We start from the raw sequence: 21,264 nt of genomic DNA on the forward strand, positions 1-21,264 counted from the left end.
AAATCAACAGGGTCTCAAGCAGGCACAAGAAATAGGCATGCCAGCGGCGGCAAGCTCAGCACAATCGACTGCGCTTGGCCCTGTGTGGCCACGGGCTCGGCAAGCAGCTGTCCGGCTTGATTGCCCATATTGCTGCCGCCGTAATGCGCAGAATCGGTGTTCAGGGCTTCAGTCCAGCCCGCATAGCCAGCTGGCACGCCGAGGCGGTAGCCATGGCGTGGCACCGGGGTGAAGTTGCTCACGACGAGGACAGGTGGTGCAGAAGCGTCTTTACGCATCCAGGCCAGCACCGAATGCTCGGCGTCCGCCGCGTCCAGCCACTCGAAGCCGGCAGCCTCGCAGTCAAGCCGGTGCAGCGCCGGCTGCTGGCGGTAGAGCTGGTTGAGATCGCGCACCAAGCGCTGCACGCCGGCATGCGCGGGCTGCTCCAGCAGCGCCCAAGGCAATTCGGCGTCATGATTCCATTCGCTGCTTTGAGCGAACTCCTGGCCCATGAACAGTAACTTCTTGCCCGGATGACCCCACATAAAGCCGTAATAGGCGCGCAGATTGGCGAACTTCTGCCAGGCGTCGCCGGGCATCTTGCCCAACATAGCCCCCTTGCCATGCACGACCTCGTCGTGCGAGATCGGCAGCACAAAGTTCTCGCTGAAGGCATAGACCAGGCCAAAGGTCATCTTGTCATGGTGCCAGCGGCGGTGAACCGGGTCTTCCTGCATGTATTTGAGCGTGTCATTCATCCAGCCCATATTCCATTTGTAGTGGAAGCCCAAGCCGCCGGCCGAGGTCGGCGCCGACACACCGGGAAAGCTGGTCGACTCTTCGGCCACCGTGATGGCGCCGGGAGCATGCAAGCCTAATTGCTCATTCATGCGGCGCAGCAAGGCGATCGCCTCGAAGTTCTCGCGCCCGCCTTCGCTATTCGGAACCCACTCACCGGCCGGGCGCGAATAGTCGCGGTAAAGCATGGACGCGACCGCATCGACACGCAGACCGTCCACACCCCAGCGCTCGGTCCAATACAGCGCATTACCGACCAGGAATTGGCGCACCTCGTTGCGGCCAAAGTTGTAGATCAGCGTGTTCCAGTCGCGATGGAAGCCCTCGCGCGGGTCGGCATATTCGTACAGCTGCGTGCCATCAAAATTCGCCAAACCATGGGCATCCGAGGGGAAGTGCGCCGGCACCCAGTCCAGCAGCAACCCCAGGCCACGCGCATGACAGGCCGCCACAAAACGGACAAAGTCCTCGGGCGGGCCGAAGCGTGCGCTGGGCGCATACAGGCCCAGCGTCTGATAGCCCCAGGAACCATCAAACGGATGCTCGCTGATAGGCATCAGCTGCAAATGCGTGAAGCCCATCTCGGCGGCGTAGGCCGGCAACTGCTCGGCCAGCTCATCCCAAGTCGGAAACTGCGCCGCGCCGCGCCGCCAGGAGGCGGCATGCACTTCGTAAATCGAGATCGGCGCCGAGCGTGCATTGGCCGCCGCGCGCTCGACCGGCAAAGCCATAGGCGCCGCCAAAGCGCTGGCGACGATGCTGGCCGTGTCGGGGCGCAGCTGCGCGGCGCGGGCAAAGGGGTCGGCCTTCAGCGGCAGCAACTGCCCGCCGGCATCCAGCAACTCGAACTTGTAGAGATCGCCCGCCGCCACATGCGGCACAAAGATCTCCCAGACGCCGCTCTCGTGGCGCCGCCGCATTGCATGGCGCCGGCCGTCCCAGCCATTGAAGCTCCCGACCACGCTGACGCGGCTGGCATTTGGCGCCCAGACTGCAAAGCGCACGCCGGCTACATCACCCAAGATAAGAGGATGGGCACCCAGCGCCTCGAAGGGCCGCGGGTGCTCGCCACGCGCCAACAGGCTCAGATCTTGCTCGGGCAATTGCGGACCGAAGGCATAAGCATCGGCATAAACACCCTCGCTGCCATCGCCCCAGCACACGCGCAGGCGGTAATCAAAGCGCTTGCGGCGCCGCCCGGCCGGGGCTTCGAACAGCCCGTCCGGATGACGCAGCTTGAGGCTGGCGACCAGCTTGTCGCTGCCGGCCTCCAGCAGGTCCACCGAACGCGCGCCCGGCAGCAGCGCGCGCAGCCACATGCGACCGCCAGAGTCCGCATGAAGGCCCAAGACCGCAAACGGGTCGGCATGCCGCCCGCCCAGCAACTGATCGACCTCGCGCTGCGCCAACATCACGTTCAGCCCAGGCTGGCGACCGACCAAACGCGGTCAACGTACTCGGCAATCGTGCGGTCGCTGGAGAAGTCTCCCATGCCGGCCACATTCAAAATCGCCTTGGCACCCCAGGCCTCGGGCTGCGCATAGAGCTCGTCCACTTCCAGCTGCTTGTCGACATAAGCGGCAAAGTCAGCCATCAACAGGTAGTTGTCCCGGTTCAACAGCATCTCGGTCAAGGCGCGGTAACGCCCGCCATCACCGGATGAGAACTCGCCAGCGGCGATGCTTTCGATGACACGCTTCAGTTGCGCGTTTTGCTCCATATACAGGCGCGGGTCGTAACCGAGCGCCTTGATCTGAGCGACCGCTTCGGTGCGCAGACCGAAGACAAACATATTCTCCTCACCCATGGCCTGGGCCATCTCGATATTGGCGCCGTCCCAGGTGCCTATCGTCAGCGCGCCATTGAGGGCGAACTTCATATTGCCGGTGCCCGAAGCCTCGGTGCCGGCGGTAGAGATTTGCTCGGACAAATCGGCCGCCGGGATGATCACCTCGGCCAGGCTAACGCCGTAATTGGGCAGATAGACGAGTTTGAGTTTGTCGCCGACACGCGGGTCGCTATTGACCACGCGCGCCACATCGTGCGCCAGCTGAATGATGGACTTGGCCATCACATAGGCGCTGGCCGCCTTGCCGGCAATGATGACGGTGCGTGGTACCCAGGCGGCGTCAGGATTGGCCAAGATCGCCTGATAACGCGCGACCACATGCAAGATGTTCAAGAGCTGGCGCTTGTATTCATGGATGCGTTTTATCTGCACATCGAACAGGCAGCTCGGATCGACCTGTACACCGATTTCGCGGCGGATCAGGTCGGCCAGGCGCTGCTTGTTGGCCAATTTGACGGCCTGGAACTGCTGGCGGAAGGCGCCGTCCGAGGCGGCCGGCGTCAAGGCACGCAGCTCGGCCAGATCTTGGCGCCAGCCCTTGCCGATACGCGCGTCCAGCAAGGTGGACAGCTGCGGGTTGGCCTGCTGCAGCCAGCGGCGCGGCGTCACACCATTGGTGACGTTATGGAAACGACCGGGGAAGATGGCCGCATAGTCGGCAAAAATGGTCTGCACCATCAGCTCCGAATGCAGCGCGGCCACGCCGTTGACGCGGTGCGAGGCAACGATGGCCAAGGCCGCCATGCGCACGCGCCGCTCGCCTCCATTGCGACCTTCATCGATCAGCGACACGCGCGCCAGCAAGGCGTCGTCGCCGGGGAATTTGGCACGCACCTCATTCAAGAAGCGCGCGTTGATTTCGTAAATGATTTCCAGATGGCGCGGCAGCAGCGCCTCGAACAGCGACAGCGCCCAGGTCTCCAGCGCCTCTGGCATCAAGGTGTGATTGGTATAGGACACCGCTTGGCGCGTGATCTTCCAGGCGGCATCCCAGCCCAGGCCATGCTCGTCCAGCAGCAAGCGCATCAGCTCGGCCGGGGCCAGCGCCGGGTGGGTGTCGTTCAGATGAATCGCATTGCTTCGCCCCAAACCATCCAGACTGCCCGCTTCACGCAGATGGCGAGCGATCACGTCTTGCAGCGAGGCGCTGACCAGGAAGGCTTCTTGCTTCAGGCGCAACTCGCGGCCCGCTTCGCTGCTGTCGTCCGGGTAGAGCACCCAGTTCAGCGCATCGGCGGCGACGCGGTGACGGGCCGCGCCGGCATAGTCACCGGCGCAAAAAGCCTTGAAGTCGATGGGCGCGGCAGCAGTCGCATGCCATTGGCGCAGCGTCGAGACGCGCTCGCTGTGGTGTGCCGGCACGATGAAGTCAAAGGCCTGCGCTTCGAGCTGCTCGGCCGCCAGCCAATGGCGCTGGCCGGCTTCATCCACCGTGACCCGGCCGCCAAAGCCGACCGCATAGCGCACATCGGCGCGCGGCACTTCCCAGGGCTGACCCAGGCGCATCCAGTCGTCCGGCGCTTCGACCTGGCGTCCGTCTTGAATCGCCTGGGCAAACATGCCGTATTGATAACGCAGGCCATAGCCGAAAGAAGGCAGGCCCAACTCGGCAAACGAATCCAGAAAGCATGCAGCCAGGCGGCCCAGGCCACCATTGCCGAGCGCCGCGTCGGGCTCACGCTCCAGCACATTGCCGAGTTGCTGGCCCTGCGCGGCCACGAGCCGATTCAGCTCGGGCTCCAAGCCCAGGGCGGCCAGCGCGTTCGACAAGGCACGCCCCATCAGGAATTCCATCGACAGGTAATGCACACGGCGCACCGGATGCGCAGCACCCGGCACAGAGTCGCGCGCGGCGTCCTCAGCCTGCGTGCGCGCCCACCGCTCGGCCAACAAGCCGCGCGCCGCGGTGGCGGCGGCCCGCATGGCAACGGCCGCTGTGGGCTGGCTGGCCTGCGCCAGCTCAGCGCCATAGGCCAGTGCAAATTGTTCGTTGAGGGCGGCTTTTTGGACTGCGTTGGAAGTCATAGGGCTGGCGCTCTTTGCGCTGTTAATACTTGGGGCAATTTTTTGCATGGTCGAATTCATGGCCTTGACAATCGGTCTTGATCGCAGCGGAGCTTGCAGGCTGCACTGCTTTAGCGAGGCAAGAAGCCCTCGGCGATGGCTGCTTGGCCCAAAGTATCGCCTACTCGAAGGATTTTGTGTAGTTTCACTACATAGTGAAAGCCCGAATTTTTCACTCACACCTAGGTTTGCCACCACAAAGTCCTGGCCCCTAGGTAGTTTTGCTGTTGTTAAACTACATCTTGAACGGTATATTGCCTCCAAGATAAGACAAGGCGTGAGACAAAGATATGGCAGATGTTCAACTCAGCGGCGTGGCCAAGGCCTACGGCGAGGTCAAGATCCTGCATGGGATAGACCTGGAAATTCGCGACGGCGAGTTCATGGTGTTTGTAGGCCCTTCGGGCTGCGGCAAATCGACGCTCTTGCGCACCATCGCCGGCCTGGAAGAGATCACCGGCGGCGAGCTGCGCATTGGCGGGCGCGTGGTCAACGAGGTGCCCCCGGCCGAGCGTGGCATTGCAATGGTGTTCCAGAGCTATGCGCTCTACCCGCATATGAATCTGTACGACAACATGGCTTTCGGCCTGAAGTTGGCCAAGGTGCCGCCGGCCGAGATCGAGGCCGCTGTGCGCGGCGCCGCGAAGATTTTGCACATCGAGCATCTGCTGGATCGCAAGCCCAAAGACTTGAGCGGCGGCCAGCGTCAGCGCGTCGCGATTGGGCGCGCGATTGTGCGCAAGCCCGAAGTGTTTTTGTTCGACGAGCCGCTGTCCAACCTCGACGCCGCCTTGCGTGTGCGCATGCGCTACGAATTCGCCAAGCTGCACGAAGAGCTCAAGACGACGATGGTCTATGTGACCCATGATCAGGTCGAGGCGATGACGCTGGCCGACCGCATCGTCGTGCTCAATGCCGGCCGCATCGAGCAGGTCGGCACGCCGCTGGAGCTGTATGAGCACCCGGTCAATTTGTTTGTGGCCGGTTTCATCGGCTCGCCGAAGATGAATTTCCTGGAGGCCGAGGTGGTGTCAGCAGATGCCGCAGGCGCCAAGCTGCGCTTGGCCAGCGGCGCGGTGGTCAGCGCGGCTGTCCATGCCGCCAGCGCCAAACCCGGCGACAAGGTCACGCTGGGCCTGCGGCCCGAGCATTTCGTCGTTTGCGAAGCTGCGGCCGAGGCGGTCAACGCGATTCAATGCACGGTCACCTTTGTCGAAGCCTTGGGCAGCGCCACGCACGCTTATTGCGCCTACCCGGGCGTCGAGGATGCACTAACTTGTGAATTCGACGGCCGCACGCGCATCCGCGCCGGCCAGGACATTCGCCTGAGCCTGCCGCCCGAGGCCTGCTATGTATTTGACGCGGCGGGCGTGGCCTTGCCACGACTGGGCGGGACGCCGACATGAAAGGCAGCGCCCTCCCACTGCTCGCCTTGCTATTGAGCGGCGCCGTTCACGCTGGCAGTAATCACAAACTGCTGGTCTGGATCAACGGCGACAAGGCCTATACCGGCCTGCAGCAAGTCGGCGATGCGTTTACCAAGGCCTCGGGCGTCAAGGTCGTGGTCGAGCATCCGGTCGATGCGACCGACAAATTCCAGCAAGCTGCCGGCGCGGGCAAGGGGCCGGACATTTTTTGCTGGCCGCATGACCGGGTCGGCGAATGGGCCAAATCGGGCCTGTTGACGCCCTTGCGCCCGAGCAAAAAGCTCTTTGAGGAAGTTGAAGAAGCGGCCTGGAAGGCCTTCGCCTACCAGGGCAAGATCTGGGGCTACCCGATCGCGATCGAGACCACCGGCCTGATTTACAACAAGGCCTTGGTGCCTACGCCACCGGCCACATTCGATGAGCTGATCGCGCTCGACAAGCAGTTGCAAAAGCAAGGCAAGCACGCGATTTTGTGGGACTACAACAAGAGCTTTTTCACCTGGTCCATCCTGGCCGGCGCTGGTGGACAGATCTTTGGCCGCGACGCCAAGGGCGAGCTTGATGCCAACCAGGTCAGTGTCAACAATGCCGGCGCCTTGGCCGGCGCCGAGTTGATTGCCCGCCTCTTGCGCGAAGGCCATATGCCCAAGGGCGCACGCTATGCCGAGATGGAAAGCGGCTTTGCCAAGGGCGATGTGGCGATGATGATCTCTGGCCCCTGGGCCTGGGACAACGCCAAGAAAGCCAAGATCGACTTCGGCGTCGCGCCGATCCCAGCCGTGGTCGCGGGCAAACCCTCCAAGCCTTTTGTCGGCGTACTCGGCTGCATGATCGCCGCACCGAGCACCCAGAAAGACATCGCGCGCGAGTTCCTTGAGAACCATTTGATGCGCCCGGAAGGGCTGAAGATTCTGGACGCCGATGTGCCGATCGGCGTGCCTGCCAACAAGGCTTTCTACGCCGAGTTGTCGGTCAACCCCTTGATCCGAGCCAGCATGGAGAACGCGCGCCTGGGCGAGGCCATCCCCAACATCCCCGAGGTCGGGCGCTTCTGGACCGCGATGGACGCAGCGCTTGAGGCCATCACCAACGGCCTGCAAAGCCCCAAGGATGCGCTCGACGGCGCCTCGGCCCGAATGCTGCTGAAGACCGCCAAATAAGTACAAGAAAAACACATGAACGCCGCACCCCAACCATCCACAAGCCTGGGCGCACTCAGCGCCTACAGCAAGCTGCCTCCCACCGCGCTGGAGCGCGCGCTGCAGGCCTTGCGCTGGCCGCTCACAGGCGCGGCCATGCTGGCCTCGCTGTACATGGTCTTCATGATCCACGCCGCCGGCCAGACTTGGTGGGCGGTCGGCGCCCTGAGTTTTTTCGCGGCTGCGTTTTACGTCTACGTCAGCAATGCAGGCTTTGCTTACCGCTACTTGTTCCCCGGCATCGCCGGCATGCTGATCTTCATTGCCTTCCCGCTGATTTACACGGCGCAGATCGGCTTCACCAACTACTCCTCGGCGCATCTCTTGAGCGAGCAGCGCGTGCGCGACTATTTGCTTGATCAGCATGAGGCGGTGCAAGAACTCACCCAGCCCTTCACCCTGCATGCCGCTGGGTCGGAGTTCCGCTTGGCGCTCAGAGGGGCCGAAGAGACTCCGGCCTGGGTCTCGCCACCGCTTGCTTTGCGCAACTCGGGCAAAGAGTTGGCGGTCGAAATGGAAGCCTTCGCCAATCAGCCCCTGCAGCCCGCCTTGTCGCTGCACGAGTTAATCCTGCACCGCGAAGCCTTGATGCAGCTGAAATTAGTATTGCCGGCTTCGGCGGGTCTGGGCGATTTGCGTTATCTGGGTCTGCGTGAGTTCGGCCCCATCACACGCAACTGGCAGGCTAACGCCGACGGCAGTCTGACCAGGCTCGCCGATGGCCAAGTCTTCAGCGCCAACCGCGAGATCGGCAATTTTCAAAATGCTGAAGGCGAAATTCTGCAGCCCGGCTTCAAGGTCGTGGTGGGCTGGCAGAACTACACCCGCATGGTGCTGGACGCGGAGTTCCGCGGGCCCTTCCTGGCCATCTTCAGCTGGACGGTCATCTTCAGCTTGTTGACCGTCGTACTGGCCACGTCCATCGGCATGCTGCTGGCGGTGATGCTGAACTGGGATGACCTCAAAGGCCGCACCACTTACCGCACGCTTTTGTTCCTGCCTTACGCGGTGCCGGGCTTTATCTCCATCCTGGTGTTCAAGGGCTTGTTCAACCAAAACTTCGGTGAAATCAACGCGATTCTGGACGCGCTGTTCGGCGTGAAGCCGGCCTGGTTTGCCGACCCGCTGCTGGCCAAGACCATGCTGCTGATCGTCAACGTCTGGCTGGGCTACCCCTACATCATGATTCTGTGCGCCGGCTTGCTGAAGGCAATTCCGGCAGATCTGTACGAGGCCTCGGCGATTGCCGGCGCCGGCCCGCTGACCAATTTTTTCAAGATCACCGCACCCTTGGTCATCAAGCCCTTGGCGCCGCTCCTGGTCAGTGCCTTTGCCTTCAACTTCAATAACTTTGTGTTGATCGCCCTGCTGACCGATGGCAGGCCCGATTTCTTGAGCACCAAGATCCCGGCCGGGCAGACCGACATTCTGGTGTCCTACACCTACCGCATCGCCTTCAAGGACTCCGGCTCAGACTTCGGCCTCGCCGCCGCGATCTCGACGCTGATCTTCTTCCTGGTGGCAGCGATGTCTTTGATCAATCTGCGCTTGATGCGCAAAGCTCAAGCTTAAGGACTTCACATGGCAATCGTTCGAGGCAAACAAGCACGCTGGCGAGTCTGGGCGGCCCACGCTTTGATGTGGGCCTTCCTGGCCATCACGCTGTTCCCGCTGCTGGCCATCATCAGCATTTCCCTGCGGCCCGGCAACTTCGCCACAGGCAGCATCATTCCAACGCAGATCAGTTTTGAGCATTGGTCTTTGGCGCTGGGCATCCCCTATCAGGCGGCCGATGGCAGCCTGGTACAGCCCCCCTTCCCGGTGCTTTTGTGGTTATGGAACTCGATCAAGGTGGCAACGATTTCGGCCTTTTTGATCGTTGCCATCTCGACCTCGGCGGCTTTCGGCTTTGCGCGCCTGAAGTTCCGCTTCAAGATGCCCATCCTGAATTCGATGCTGCTTCTGCAGATGTTCCCACCTGTCTTGGCCCTGGTCGCGATCTACACGATCTTCGAAACCATTGGCAATTTCATCCCCTGGCTGGGCATCGAAACCCATGGCGGCCTGGTGCTGGCGTACCTGGGCGGCGTGGCCACCCATATCTGGACCATCAAGGGCTATTTCGAGACGATTCCGGTCGAAATCGAAGAATGCGCCAAGGTCGACGGGGCCAGCCATTGGCAGGCCTTCCGCCTGGTGCTGCTGCCGATGGCGGTGCCGATTCTGATGGTGGTGTTCGTGCTGGCCTTTATCGGCTGCATCATCGAATACCCGGTCGCCTCGGTGCTGCTGCGCGAAGAAAGCCATTTGACTCTGGCCGTGGGCTCCAAGTACTTTTTGCATGACCAGCGCTTTTTGTGGGGCGACTTTGCCGCCGCAGCCGTGCTCTCGGGATTGCCGATCACGCTGGTGTTCCTGCTGGCGCAGCGCTGGATCGTCTCGGGCCTGACGGCCGGTGGCGTCAAGGGTTAGGTCGGGCATGCGTCGAATCGCAATTGGCGCCGTCCTGCTCTGCGCCGTCGCTCAGGTCTTTGCCCAGGGCTGCAAGCCCAGCCCGCTGGGCGAGCGCGAACTGTTTCTGCGCGGCACCTTTAACAACTGGAGCGCCAGTGACGAGCACCGCTTTGTCTATGTCTGCGACCGTTATGAGCTCTACGCCAAGCTGAGCGGTGAACAAAGTTTCAAGATCGCCGATGAGGATTGGTCGAGCGACGCAGACTTTGGCGGCAGCGCGGCAGAATTGAAACTCAAGGGCGGTGCGCTCAGCGAGCGCTTTGGCGGTGCACACAAGTTCCAACTGCTGTTCAGCGACAGTCGCGCGGCTCGCCTTCAAATCAGCCCATTTTCAGGCGAAGCGCCGCAGCTCATTGCCGCGCCTACCGTCACCGACCCGGTCGCCCTGAGCATCCGCTTCGACTCGCGCGACATCCGCGACAAGTCGCCATTTGGCGCTGTCACGCCGGGCAAGCAAGTGAGCTACAGCTTCCGGGCGCTGCCCGGCATCGAGCAGGCCACGCTGGTGATTGCCAAACGCCGCCTGGAAGGCAATCAAGAGCTGCTGGAGTATGGCGAGGCGACGCGTCTGCCGATGACGGCAAGCAAGGTCGGCAAGAGCGACCAAGTGCAGCGCTGGTCTGCCAGCCACAACTTTGCCGCCCCCGCCATCTACGGCTACCACTTTGAGGTCCAGATCAAGGGCAAGACCTTTGTCTACCAAAACAAGCGTGACCCGGTGTACTGGACGCGTGAAAAAGGCAGCATGGGCCTAGGGCTGGTGGACCCGCTGCCCGAGCAAACCAAGCGCATCAGGCGCTATCGCCAGACCGTCTATGCGGCCGACTTCCAGGTGCCGGCCTGGGCGCGTGACGCGGTGTTCTACAACATCTTCCCCGAGAGATTCCGCAACGGCGATACCGACAACGACCCTCGCCCGGGCCGCGATCATTACCAGGACAAGGACGTCGAGTTCCACGCCAACTGGCTGGACAAGCCCTCCAAACCGAACACCCAAGACGGCTCGGACGACACCTACAACAACGACTTCTTCGGCGGCGACCTGGCCGGCATCATTGCCAAGCTTGACTACATCAAGTCACTGGGTGCCAACGCGATCTATATGACGCCGATTTTTCGCGCCGCCAGCAACCACAAATACGACACCGCCGACTACACCCAAGTCGACCCGGCCTTCGGCACTAACGCCGACTTCAAGCGTCTTACGGTCGAAGCCGCCAAGCGCGGCATCCGTGTGATCCCCGACACCTCGCTGAACCATGTCGGCAGCGACTCGCCCTACTTCAACCGTTTCGGCAACTACCCCGCCGGCGGCGCTTTTGATGACGGCGCGCTGAACCCGGCCTCCAGCTACGCGTCCTGGTTCAAGCTCGACGCAGCCCAAGCCAAACCCGAGGACCAATACCAGGGCTGGGTGGGCGTGAAAGACCTGCCCGAGATCGACAAGAGCTCGCCGGCCTTCCGTGCCTTTGCCTACGGCGCCCCAGGCTCGGTGATGCTGCAATGGCTGGACCTGGGCGCGGCTGGTTGGCGCATGGACGTGGCGCCCTGGGTGCCGGATGACTTCTGGCGCGAGTGGCGAGCGGCCATCAAGACGCACAAGGCGGACGCTTTTTTGATCGCCGAGACCTGGTTCGATGCCAGCAAGTTCTTGCTTGGCGACAGCTTTGATTCGTCGATGAACTACATCTTCCGCAACACCGTGCTGGACTACGCGGCCGGCGGCGATGCGCGCAAGCTCTACCCCAACATCGAGCTGATGCGCGAGGCCTATCCGCCGCAGGCCTTCTTCGCGATGATGAATCTGCTCTCTTCGCATGATCAGGCGCGCGCCCTGCATCATTTGGGCTGGCAGGACGATGCCGACCGGGATGCGCAAGCGCTGGCCAAACAGCGTTTGCGCCTGGCCAGCTTCATGCAAATGACTCTGCCCGGCGCGCCAGCGATCTATTACGGCGACGAGGTCGGTGTCGGTGGCGGCGAAGATCCGTTCAACCGCGCCACCTACCCCTGGGCCGACCTGGGCGGGCAGCCCGACAATGCGCTCTTGGCCGATATCAAGAGGCTCACACAGCTGCGCCACAAGCACAAGCTGCTGCGCCACGGTTCCATCGGAGCGCCACTGCACCTGGACGCCAATGTGATCGTGCTGGCTCGCCAGGACGGCAAAACCTGGGCACTGAGCGCCAGCAATAACGACTCAAAAGCCCAGACCGTCAAGCTGAAGCTAGCGCCGAATTTGCGCGGGCTGCGCTGGAAAGATGCCTTCAGCGGCCGCTGGCTGAAGGCCGACCACCAGGGCCAGCTTCAAATCTCCGTTCCCCCCTTGTTTGGCCGCGTGCTGATCAGTCACTGACAAGAAGATAAAGAAGAATCCCATGCAATTGCGAGACTTCGGCAACACCGGCCTGCGCGTCAGCGCTTTGGGTTTCGGCGCCATGCACATCAACGACGAACGAGTCACAGAGGCAGATGCCGGTCGGCTCTTGAACGAGGTGCTGGACCTGGGTGTGAACCTGATCGACACCGCGCGCGGCTACGGTCTGTCTGAAGAACGCATAGGCCGCCACATCGCCCACCGGCGCCAAGACTATGTGCTGTCGACCAAGGTCGGCTACGGCATCCCCGGTGTGGCGGACTGGACCGCGGCCTGCATCGTGCAGGGCGTTGATGCCGCATTGACACGCATGCGCTGCGAACAGATCGACATCGTGCATCTTCACTCTTGCCCACTGGCGGTGCTGCAGCAAGGCGAGGTGATCGCCGCATTGCTGAGTTGCAGGAAAGCCGGCAAGCTGCGTGTGGCCGCCTATTCGGGCGACAACGCCGAGCTGGACTTTGCATTGAACAGTGGCGCATTTGGCGCGGTGCAGACCTCGATCAGCATTTGCGATCAGGTCAATCTGGCCACACGCCTGCCGCTCGCGGACAAGCGCGGCATCGGCGTGATCGCCAAGCGGCCGCTGGCCGGCGCGGTCTGGCGCCACGCACAGCGCCCCGACGATTATGCAGCAGGCCTGTACTGGGATCGCTGGCAGGCCATGGGCTTGGCGGCTGACTTGGCTCCAGAAGAAGTCAGTGCGATGGCACTGCGATTCACGGCTTTTCAGCCGGGTATTGCCAGTTGCATCGTCGGCACGTCCAAGCCCGCGCACTTCAAGCAGAACTTGGCAGCCTTGACGATGGGGCCGCTCGGTGCAGAACTGCAGGCAAGGCTGCGGCAAGCGTTCCTAGATCAAAATTCAAGCGGCACATGGGGCGGGCTGATCTGATGCGGCGCGCTGCACTTCTTTCCCCCCTATTGCTGCTCGGCAGCGCATTTGCGGCTCCGATTGCCGCGCCGATTGATCTGAGCCCGGTCCCTCACAAGATGGCGCGGGCGGTCAAGCCTTTGCCCAAGGGCTGGAGCGATGGCGCCGTGTTCATGGAAATCTTTGTGCGCGGCTACCAGGACAGCGACGGCGACGGCATCGGCGATCTGCGCGGCCTGATCCAGCGGCTGGACTATTTGCAGACGCTCGGCATCCAGGGCATCTGGCTGATGCCCATCAGCCCCAGCGCCGACAAAGATCACGGTTATGCCACGACAGACTACCGAGGCGTGGAGCCGCAATATGGCAGCCTGGCGGACTTTGATGAGTTGATGCTTCAGGCGCACAAGCGCGGCATCGCCGTCATCATCGACTATGTGCTCAACCACAGCGCGGCCGCGCACCCGCTGTTCCAACAGGCGTTGCTGGGGCCGGAGAACCCTTACCGCGACTGGTTTGTGTGGCAGCAGACGGCGCCCACCGGCTGGGACATCTGGGGCAAGAACCCCTGGTACACGACCGAGCCAGGATCTGCTCACTACTTCGGCACTTTCGGCCCGCATATGCCGGATTTCAATCTGCGCAATCCGGCCGTCGTGGATTACCACCGTAGCAGCCTGCGCTTTTGGCTCAACCGAGGGCTAGACGGCTTCAGGCTTGATGCCGTGCCGCACATGATCGAAAACGACGCCATCAATTGGAATGACCAGCCCGAGAGCCGGCGTCTGACCAAAGATTTTCAGGCGCTGATCAAGAGCTACCCCGATCGCTACACCGTCTGCGAAGCGACCGCCAACCCAAAGGTCTACGCGGCAGCAGAGGTCTGCGGCAGCGCTTTTGCCTTCGGCCTCGAGAGTCAGGTCATCAAGGCCGCACGCGGCGAGTCCGAGGCCATCAAATTCGTGGCCGATTATTTCTTGAGCGCGCCGCCCAGCATGGCCACGATGCTGGCCAATCACGACATTTTTGCCGGCGCCCGCGTTTGGGATCAGCTGAGTGGTGATGAAGCCCGCTACAAGCTGGCAGCCGCCACCTATCTGCTGCAGCCCGGCACGCCCTTCATCTATTACGGCGAGGAGATCGGCATGGCAGGTGTGGCAGGCCTGCCCGGCGATGAGCCGCTGCGCGCGCCTATGAGCTGGAGCGCGGGCGGCAACAACAGCGGCTTCAGCAGCAGCGACAAAACGTTTCGCCCGCTGGCGCCAAATATCGGCAGCCATAACGCGCAAGCCCAGCAGGCCGATCCGGCCTCCATCCTGAACTTCTACAAAGCGATGTTGAAGTTGCGCAAGCAATACCCGGCGCTGGCTCGCGGCAGCTATGAGGCCCCGAACGCGCAGGGCCAGGTCTTGAGTTTTCAGCGGAAGCTGGGCAAACAGACGAACTTGGTGGTCATCAACTATGGCGCCGAGGCCAGCAAGGTCGGCCTCGACAAGCTGCCGGCTCATGCAAAGCTAATCGCAGCCTACCCAGCCCAGGCCGCAGCTGCGCAATCTGATGCACAGGGGCGCTTGACACTGCCCTTGGCGCCCTTGTCCGTCAACGTCTACAAGGTCTCTCCATGAATAGCTCTTTGGTCCACGCCACACGCTTGATTTCGTTCGCGCTGGTCCTGTCTTGCACAGGATGCGATGGCAGCGGCATGCTCGCCGCCACGCCCGACAAGGTCGTGCCGGCTAAGGCCTCAACTGCGCAGCCCAACGTCTCCCTGCTGCCGCAACTGCTTGATATGCCGGGCCTGAACCGCCAGCGCCAGCTGCGCATCTACCTGCCGCCGGGCTACGCTGAGTCCGGCGACAAGCGCTATCCGGTGCTCTATATGCACGACGGACAGAACTTGTTTGACGTGGCCACGGCCTATGCTGGCGAATGGCAGGTGGATGAGAGCTTGAATGCCTTGGCCAAAGCGGGCAAGCTGGAGCTGATCGTGGTCGGGATTGATAACGGCCAGGAAAAGCGCATCACCGAGTTGAATCCCTGGCCCGACCTAGACTCGAAACTCGGTGCGCCAGAGGGCGAGGCCTACGTGAATTTCATCGTCAAGGTCGTCAAACCGATGATCGACAGTCAATACCGTACCCAAGCTGAGCCCGCCCACACCGGCATCATGGGCAGTTCGATGGGCGGGCTGATTTCGCACTATGCGATCACCCGATTCCCAAGCGTCTTTGGGATGGCCGGCGTGTTCTCGCCCTCCTACTGGGCCGGCGGCGCGCCTGCGCTTGATCACTTTGCCGGCAAACCAGCGGCGACGGATGCGCGGCTCTATCTGCTGATGGGCGAAAAAGAAGGCGGCAATATGGTCAGCAATGTGGAGAAAGTTAACGCCGCCTTGCTACGGGGCGGCCACCCGCCTGCCAATCTCTCGCTGAAGATCACGCCCGGCGCCGGCCACAACGAGGCCTTCTGGGCCAGCGAGTTCGAGCGGGCTGTGTTGTGGATGTTCGCGCCGGGACCATAAGGTCAGGCATTGCCCTCATCAATCGGCCGCCACCAGGAAAACACCCGCGTCGGATTCAGTTGAAACGAATAGACATTGCCGCCGCCGTTGGGTGGCTGATCCCAGCGTCTATCAATCGGCTGGCCAGACAAATGGCAATACAACAGCGTGCCAACGGCGCCATGTGAAACGATGGCGATCGTGCCGGCACAGGTATCAGCCTGCACCAAGGCATTGACCGCCGCAACGATGCGCTGCTGGGCCGCGAGCGCTGTTTCCCAACCCCGCACTGACTCTTCGGGTCGTGCGAAAAACTGATCCGCCATCTGTTCGAACTCTTCGGGCGGCAGAAAGCCGGTCGCGGATCTATCGTTTTCACCGAGCTCGTGGATTGGCGTGAAAGGCAGCGAGAGATGACACGCCAGGATCTCAGCGCCATCGATGGCTTTTTGCTCCGTGCTGCAGTAAAGCGACGAAATTTTCGACGTCCAGGGCTGGCCAAGCGCCGCCCTCATCCGCTCCCGGCCAAGGCTTGAGAGCGGCCACTGAGGCACGGGAACGTCTTTGCTGATCACGACGTTCGGATGACTGATGAAGAGAACTTTACGCATGTGGCTTGTTATACATGCGCAAAGCTACCCAAGCATGACGTCCCATCTGACCGTAGCAAGCCTACTCAAATCTCTCCAGTGCCTTTGCTCATTTCACCCCCAACTGCAGATCCAAGAACTTCAGCGTCCGGTTCCAAAAATCGACCTTGTTCGCTGGCACGCGCCAGCCATGGCCTTCGTCGGGGTAGACGATGTATTCGACCTTTGGATTGGCCGCCTTGATGGCGCGACTGAAATCCTCGCCATGCACCAGTGGTACGCGCTTGTCAGCGCTGCCGTAGGCCAGCAACAGCGGCTGCTTGAACTTGGCGGCATGGGTCAGCGGCGAGTTTTCCTTCAGCTCGGCGGCATCTTTGACGCGGTCGCCCAGCAGGGTCGGCATACCGTGCTTTTTGTAGTCGTCCGAGATGTCATCCCAGTTGACTGTGTGCAGCATATCCAGGTCCGTCACCGCCACCCAGGCCACGCCGGCGCGGAACAGCTCGGGTTCGCGCAGCAAGCCCATCAGCGTCGCGTAACCGCCATAACTGGCTCCGGCGACGGCAATGCGCTGCGGGTCGGCAATGCCCTGAGCAATTGCCCAACGCGTCGCGTCGGCAATATCGGTCTGCATCGCCTTGCCCCATTGGCGCCAACCGGCCTTGTGATGCGCCTCGCCAAAACCCAAGGTACCTCGGAACTGCGGCTGCAGCACCGCATAGCCCCGCGCGGCCAGCAACTGCACCTCCGCATCCCATTGCCAGCTCGGCCCATGGACAAATGGCCCGCCATGCACCAGCACCACCATGGGCAGGTTTTTCTTTGATTCCGCCGAGCCGGCGGGCAGGGTCAGCCAGACCGGCAGCTCCAGGCCGTCACGCGCCTTGATGCGGAGCAGGTCCATCGTGGCCATCTGCTGCGACTTGATGTCGGGCCGCAAGGCGCCGAGCTTGCTGAACTTCTTCGTCGCGCGGTTGTACAGATAGAACAGCACGGGCTGAACATCGGCAAAAGCCTCGATCATGACCCAGGGCGCATCACCTGACCAGGGCGGCGAGAGCCGGTTGACCGTGTTCGGCAGCACCTTGTCAATCTGCGCCTGCAGCGCTTGCATATCGGCGTCCAACCATTGCGTCACTTCGGCATCAATAGTAAAGCGCAGGCCCAAGACCTTATCCTGACGTGCAATCACAGCAGCATCGACATCGAATAAAGGCGAAGAGGCCAAAGGCTTGGCCGACCATTCAGCGCTGCTCGGGTCCAAGAGCCACATGGCCGCTTTGTCGCTGCCCCGCTGCGCTGTGACATAGAGCTTGCCGTCGGGGCCGACATGGCGCACTTGCAACTCGCCCGCTTGCGTATAGACATTGAACTCGTTCAAGACGCGCCACTCGCCGCTTTGCGGATCTTTCCAGCGAATCGAGCCCTGCTCGCCCTGGCGGGTTCGCACCACCCTCAGATTGCCGTGTTCGTCCGCCCACCAACCAACCGCGTGCAGCGGTGCGGCAATCTCTTCGCTGCGCCCGGTCTTGGTGTTGAGCCTCAGCAACTTGACGAAGCCAACATCTTTTTCGCTATAGGCCTCGGGGCGCAGCACCAGCACCTCATCGCCGCGGCGCTGGCTGCTGCCATTGAGCAAATAGGTATTCCAAGGCTGTAGTTGGGCGTCATTGCCGACCTTGACAAAAACTCGCTGACGTTCGACCAACTGCCGGTAGTTTTCGCCATCATGATCGACGGCAAACAAGCCCGGGGCGGATTCCAGCTTGCCCTGCGCGGTCTCGCGGTCCTCCAGCGTGAAGGCCAGGCGCAGTGGGTTGACCCACACCACCCGCTGCACATCGGCCGCGTCCGAGCTGTACACGACCTTGGAGCTCATCGTCCCCAAATCCAACACCGACAACATCACCCGCCCATGCGGCCCCACCACCCGCATTGCCAAGCGCTTGCCATCAGGTGCCAGCTCGGCGCCCAGCATTTGCTCGGGGCGGAAGAACTGTTCGGCGTCGGCAAGGGCTGACTTCGCGGCTTGACCATAACTGAGAGGCCAGGCGGATAGCAATGCGGCCGCCAGCAGACTGCGGCGTTTCAGATGAAGGGTGGTGCTGGGACGACTGGGCATGGCGAACTCACTCTCGAAAACAAACAAGCCCCCGCCGGCATCACGTGCCGGCGGGGGCCTTTCTCAACGCTGATTCAATTCAGACTCAGAACTTGTAGCTAGCACCCAGCAAGACCGTACGGCCCCACTTGATGTACTCAAGCGGGCGGTCCTTGGTGCCAGCATAGGTCTGGAACGCTGCGTCGGCCAAGTTATTGACTTGCAGCAACAGGCCCAGGCCCTTCAGGCTGCCTTGGTTGAAGCTGTAGCCGATTTGCGCGTCGGTGATGTTCTCGCCCACCACATAACGCACGGTCCGGTTGCCATTGAAGTTACCGATTTCGCCAATGAAGTCGGAGCGACGACGCTGGCTGATTCGGGCTTCGAAGCCGGAGTTCTCGTAATAGAAAGTCAGGCTGCTGACGTTCTTGGACAGGCCCGGCAAGGTGATGTTGGCCTCGCCGACGGCGCTGACGCTGCCTGGATCGGGCTTGATCTTGATATCGCTGTTGGTGATCGAGGTGCTGGCCGTGAGACCAAAGCCGCTCAACATCGGCGTCAGCAGATTGAAGGGCAAAGAGGCCGACAACTCAAGACCTTGCAGCTTGCCGCCCTTGCCGTTGTAGGCCGAGCGGAATTGGCCGACCTTCTGCGCCGGTGGCGAACCGGGAGGCGGCACATAGCCGGCCACGAAAGGCGAGAAGTCAACTTCGCGGCTGTCTTCGTAGATATAGGTCTTCAAGTCCTTGTGGTAAGCGGCCACAGCCACATAGGCCTTGGTCGCGAAGTACTTTTCATAGGACAGATCGAAGGCATTGGCCTTCCAAGGGTCCAACTGCGGGTTGCCGCCGTTGGCACTCGGCTTGCCGGTCGCCTTGTCGACATTGAAGTCAAGGGCAGCGCGCAGCTGGTCAACCCGTGGGCGTGCCGTCTGCTGGGCCGCACCAAAGCGCACGGTGTGGTCATTGCCCAGGCCGAACACCAAGTTCAGCTGTGGCAGCACATCGGTGAACTTCTTGCCGTCGCTGAAAGGCTTGACTTGCTGTCCGGCCGGCGCTGTGCCGTCCCAATAGTTGGCGCTTGAGGATTGATCGACGTTCTGCACCTGCACACCGACATTGCCGCGCAGCGTGACGCCGCCCAGGTTGGAATCGATATTGGCCATCGCGTAAGCGGTGGTGGTCTTCTCGTAGACATTCCAGGCCTTGGCGATCAGGTAGTCTTTGTCTTCGACCGGGTTGAAGCTCATGTACTTGGCGACCGAGCCGGGCACATTCCAGGCTGGGATCTTGCCCAGATTGGAGCCTGCAAAGCTGAGGTCAACCGGCGCGTATTGCAGCTCCGACGAGATCGTGGTTTCACCCTGCGCACCCAGATTGATATTGCCTTCGGGCTGGCGCTTTTTCTTCGAGCGATCGGCGTAGTTGAAGCCGATATCAAAGTCAGCAAAGTAGCTGCTCAGAGACTCAGGTGCGGGGATCTTGCCGGCGAGCTTGAAGCTCTTCAGCTCGTCTTCCACGCTTGGTGTGCGGCCATAGCCGGAGCCGTAAATACTGTTGCGCAGGTAGAGCTTGCTCGGGTCCGAGTAGTCACGCGCCGGGTTCATGGTCATGAAGCCGTCGTTCGGGAAGGCCACGGTCAGCACATCCAACTGCTTGGACGGCACCAACTGGGTGTTGTTCTCGAGGTAGAGCTCTTCGCGCTTAGCCTTGGAGTAGCCCAGATCGGCCACCATCGATGCGCCACCAAGCTTGAAGGCATTGTTCCAGCCCAGCGCGTTGATCTTGTCTTCGCGCTTGTTGTACTGGCCACGCACCAGTGGGTAGACATTGGTCACAACGCCGCCGACCACGGTGTTGGTCGCGTTGACGGTGGACGAGGTCCAGTTACAAGCCGGCTGGCAAGGGTAGTCGCCGTTGTAGTACAGATGCGATTCGAACTGGTTGGCGGTGTCTTCTTGCGTCGCCCGGGAGGTGAACATGTCCACCGTGCTGCTGAAGTCGGCCGAAGGCTTCCATTCCAGCGTGGCCATCAGGCCGTCACGCTTGGTCGAGCCGGTGCGGCGCAAGGCCTTGACACCGTCGGTCATGTAGGCACCCTTGGCCACGCCGGGGCGCTGGCCGCCGTCCGAAGGGTTGGCGAAGAAGGGTTCGTAAGTGCCGGTCTGGTTTTCCTGTACCGGTGTTTCCTGGTGGGCGTAGCCGATGGCCAGACCCACAGTGCGGTTGGCAAACTGGTCAATATAGCTGGCGCTGAGGCGGTTGCCACGGTCGCTCGAGTCGGCTGCAGAGCCGAGCGAATTCTGCGAGATGCGGCCGTTCAAGGCCACCACCGATTTGCCAAAGTTCAGAGGACGCACAGTCTGCATATCGATCGTGCCGGACAAGCCCTGGCCGACCATCGCCGCATTCGGCGTCTTGTAGACGACCACGCCAGCCAACAGCTCAGACGGGTATTGATCGAACTCGACCGAGCGATTGTCACCGGTGCTGACCAACTCGCGGCCATTCAGCAAGGTGGTGGCAAAGTCGGGCGACAAGCCCCGCACGCTGATCACCGAAGCCCGGCCAGCCGAACGCTGGGCCGACAAACCCGGCAGGCGCGAGATCGCTTCGGCGATGCTGTTGTCAGGCAGCTTGCCGATGTCTTCGGCCGAGATCGCCTCGACGATCGAATCGGAATTCTTCTTGACCGAAATGGCCGCCTCGATACCGCGGCGGATACCGGTCACGGTGACCGTGTCCAGGGTGTTGGGCGTAGCTGGAGCCTGCTGGGCAAAGCCAGCCGATGCCAAAGCCAACAAACCGCAGCCAATGGCCACCGGTTTGATCTTAAAAATCTCGCGCTGCAGTGTGGACATCTGCTTGCGCTTCTCTACGGAAGTACTCATTGATTTGTCTCCTCAAGCGTCAAAAAACAAAGGGGTGGACCCAGACAACTCGGTGTTGTGCGAAGGGATGGAGATCCGAACGTCTCAACCGTGTTTGTA

Annotated in this window: 13 protein-coding genes; 8 read left to right on the forward strand and 5 right to left on the reverse strand. The window is 61.7% G+C overall.

Features of this window, described 5'->3' with window-relative positions:
- Nucleotides 1–14: 14 nt before the first annotated feature.
- Together glgB and LNV08_RS21800 are read right to left on the reverse strand one after the other, a co-directional pair.
- Entirely contained in the window at nt 15–2,192 is a 2,178-nt protein-coding gene (gene glgB, locus LNV08_RS21795; RefSeq protein WP_263535854.1) for a 1,4-alpha-glucan branching protein GlgB, read from the reverse strand.
- A 5-nt stretch (nt 2,193–2,197) separates the two neighbouring features.
- Nucleotides 2,198–4,654 carry a glycogen/starch/alpha-glucan phosphorylase gene (locus LNV08_RS21800; RefSeq protein ID WP_263535855.1) on the reverse strand — a complete coding sequence of 819 codons (2,457 nt, stop codon included), beginning with the start codon at nt 4,652–4,654 and terminating at the stop codon, nt 2,198–2,200.
- Between the two features lie 329 nt (nt 4,655–4,983).
- On the opposite strand from LNV08_RS21800, the gene LNV08_RS21805 reads away from it, so the two are divergent.
- The 8 genes from LNV08_RS21805 to LNV08_RS21840 are packed head-to-tail and all read left to right on the forward strand — an operon-like array spanning nt 4,984 to nt 15,605.
- The gene (locus LNV08_RS21805) at nt 4,984–6,099 is read left to right on the forward strand and encodes an ABC transporter ATP-binding protein (protein ID WP_263535856.1); all 1,116 of its coding nucleotides are present in this window, start codon (nt 4,984–4,986) and stop codon (nt 6,097–6,099) included.
- Nucleotides 6,096–7,280 (forward strand): maltose/maltodextrin ABC transporter substrate-binding protein MalE, encoded by a 1,185-nt coding sequence (gene malE / locus LNV08_RS21810; protein ID WP_263535857.1) that lies wholly within the window; start codon nt 6,096–6,098, stop codon nt 7,278–7,280. Before LNV08_RS21805 ends, malE begins: the two co-directional genes overlap by 4 nt.
- A 15-nt stretch (nt 7,281–7,295) precedes the next feature.
- The gene (gene malF / locus LNV08_RS21815; protein ID WP_263535858.1) at nt 7,296–8,891 is read left to right on the forward strand and encodes a maltose ABC transporter permease MalF; all 1,596 of its coding nucleotides are present in this window, start codon (nt 7,296–7,298) and stop codon (nt 8,889–8,891) included.
- Nucleotides 8,892–8,900: 9 nt separating this feature from the next.
- Nucleotides 8,901–9,791 (forward strand): maltose ABC transporter permease MalG, encoded by an 891-nt coding sequence (malG, locus tag LNV08_RS21820; RefSeq protein ID WP_263535859.1) that lies wholly within the window; start codon nt 8,901–8,903, stop codon nt 9,789–9,791.
- A 7-nt stretch (nt 9,792–9,798) separates the two neighbouring features.
- Nucleotides 9,799–12,189, forward strand: a complete 2,391-nt coding sequence (locus tag LNV08_RS21825; protein ID WP_263535860.1) for a glycoside hydrolase family 13 protein — start codon at nt 9,799–9,801, stop codon at nt 12,187–12,189.
- Between the two features lie 22 nt (nt 12,190–12,211).
- Nucleotides 12,212–13,105, forward strand: coding sequence for an aldo/keto reductase (locus LNV08_RS21830; protein WP_263535861.1), 894 nt, complete (start codon nt 12,212–12,214; stop codon nt 13,103–13,105).
- Nucleotides 13,087–14,709 carry an alpha-amylase family glycosyl hydrolase gene (locus LNV08_RS21835; protein ID WP_263535862.1) on the forward strand — a complete coding sequence of 541 codons (1,623 nt, stop codon included), beginning with the start codon at nt 13,087–13,089 and terminating at the stop codon, nt 14,707–14,709. The genes LNV08_RS21830 and LNV08_RS21835 overlap by 19 nt, the downstream gene beginning before the upstream one ends.
- Nucleotides 14,706–15,605, forward strand: coding sequence for an alpha/beta hydrolase (locus tag LNV08_RS21840; protein ID WP_263535863.1), 900 nt, complete (start codon nt 14,706–14,708; stop codon nt 15,603–15,605). Before LNV08_RS21835 ends, LNV08_RS21840 begins: the two co-directional genes overlap by 4 nt.
- A gap of 2 nt (nt 15,606–15,607) precedes the next feature.
- On the opposite strand, the gene LNV08_RS21845 is transcribed toward LNV08_RS21840, so the two are convergent.
- The 3 genes from LNV08_RS21845 to LNV08_RS21855 all read right to left on the reverse strand — a co-directional run bounded on the left by LNV08_RS21845 (nt 15,608) and on the right by LNV08_RS21855 (nt 21,165).
- Nucleotides 15,608–16,195: a histidine phosphatase family protein gene (locus LNV08_RS21845; RefSeq protein WP_263535864.1), complete on the reverse strand. Its 588-nt coding sequence runs from the start codon at nt 16,193–16,195 to the stop codon at nt 15,608–15,610.
- 88 nt (nt 16,196–16,283) lie between these two features.
- Nucleotides 16,284–18,296, reverse strand: a complete 2,013-nt coding sequence (locus LNV08_RS21850; RefSeq protein ID WP_263535865.1) for an alpha/beta fold hydrolase — start codon at nt 18,294–18,296, stop codon at nt 16,284–16,286.
- Nucleotides 18,297–18,381: 85 nt separating this feature from the next.
- Nucleotides 18,382–21,165 carry a TonB-dependent receptor gene (locus LNV08_RS21855; protein WP_263535866.1) on the reverse strand — a complete coding sequence of 928 codons (2,784 nt, stop codon included), beginning with the start codon at nt 21,163–21,165 and terminating at the stop codon, nt 18,382–18,384.
- Nucleotides 21,166–21,264 lie beyond the last annotated feature (99 nt).

Origin of the sequence: Paucibacter sp. TC2R-5, from assembly GCF_025717605.1 — a bacterium.
Classification (GTDB): domain Bacteria; phylum Pseudomonadota; class Gammaproteobacteria; order Burkholderiales; family Burkholderiaceae_C; genus Paucibacter_A; species Paucibacter_A albus.

Bases quoted from the DNA above. Each gene is read 5' to 3' on its own strand.
- glgB (WP_263535854.1), bottom strand. From the start codon at position 2,192: ATGTTGGCGCAGCGCGAGGTCGATCAGTTGCTGGGCGGGCGGCATGCC.
- LNV08_RS21800 (WP_263535855.1), bottom strand. From the start codon at position 4,654: ATGACTTCCAACGCAGTCCAAAAAGCCGCCCTCAACGAACAATTTGCA.
- LNV08_RS21805 (WP_263535856.1), top strand. From the start codon at position 4,984: ATGGCAGATGTTCAACTCAGCGGCGTGGCCAAGGCCTACGGCGAGGTC.
- malE (WP_263535857.1), top strand. From the start codon at position 6,096: ATGAAAGGCAGCGCCCTCCCACTGCTCGCCTTGCTATTGAGCGGCGCC.
- malF (WP_263535858.1), top strand. From the start codon at position 7,296: ATGAACGCCGCACCCCAACCATCCACAAGCCTGGGCGCACTCAGCGCC.
- malG (WP_263535859.1), top strand. From the start codon at position 8,901: ATGGCAATCGTTCGAGGCAAACAAGCACGCTGGCGAGTCTGGGCGGCC.
- LNV08_RS21825 (WP_263535860.1), top strand. From the start codon at position 9,799: ATGCGTCGAATCGCAATTGGCGCCGTCCTGCTCTGCGCCGTCGCTCAG.
- LNV08_RS21830 (WP_263535861.1), top strand. From the start codon at position 12,212: ATGCAATTGCGAGACTTCGGCAACACCGGCCTGCGCGTCAGCGCTTTG.
- LNV08_RS21835 (WP_263535862.1), top strand. From the start codon at position 13,087: ATGGGGCGGGCTGATCTGATGCGGCGCGCTGCACTTCTTTCCCCCCTA.
- LNV08_RS21840 (WP_263535863.1), top strand. From the start codon at position 14,706: ATGAATAGCTCTTTGGTCCACGCCACACGCTTGATTTCGTTCGCGCTG.
- LNV08_RS21845 (WP_263535864.1), bottom strand. From the start codon at position 16,195: ATGCGTAAAGTTCTCTTCATCAGTCATCCGAACGTCGTGATCAGCAAA.
- LNV08_RS21850 (WP_263535865.1), bottom strand. From the start codon at position 18,296: ATGCCCAGTCGTCCCAGCACCACCCTTCATCTGAAACGCCGCAGTCTG.
- LNV08_RS21855 (WP_263535866.1), bottom strand. From the start codon at position 21,165: ATGAGTACTTCCGTAGAGAAGCGCAAGCAGATGTCCACACTGCAGCGC.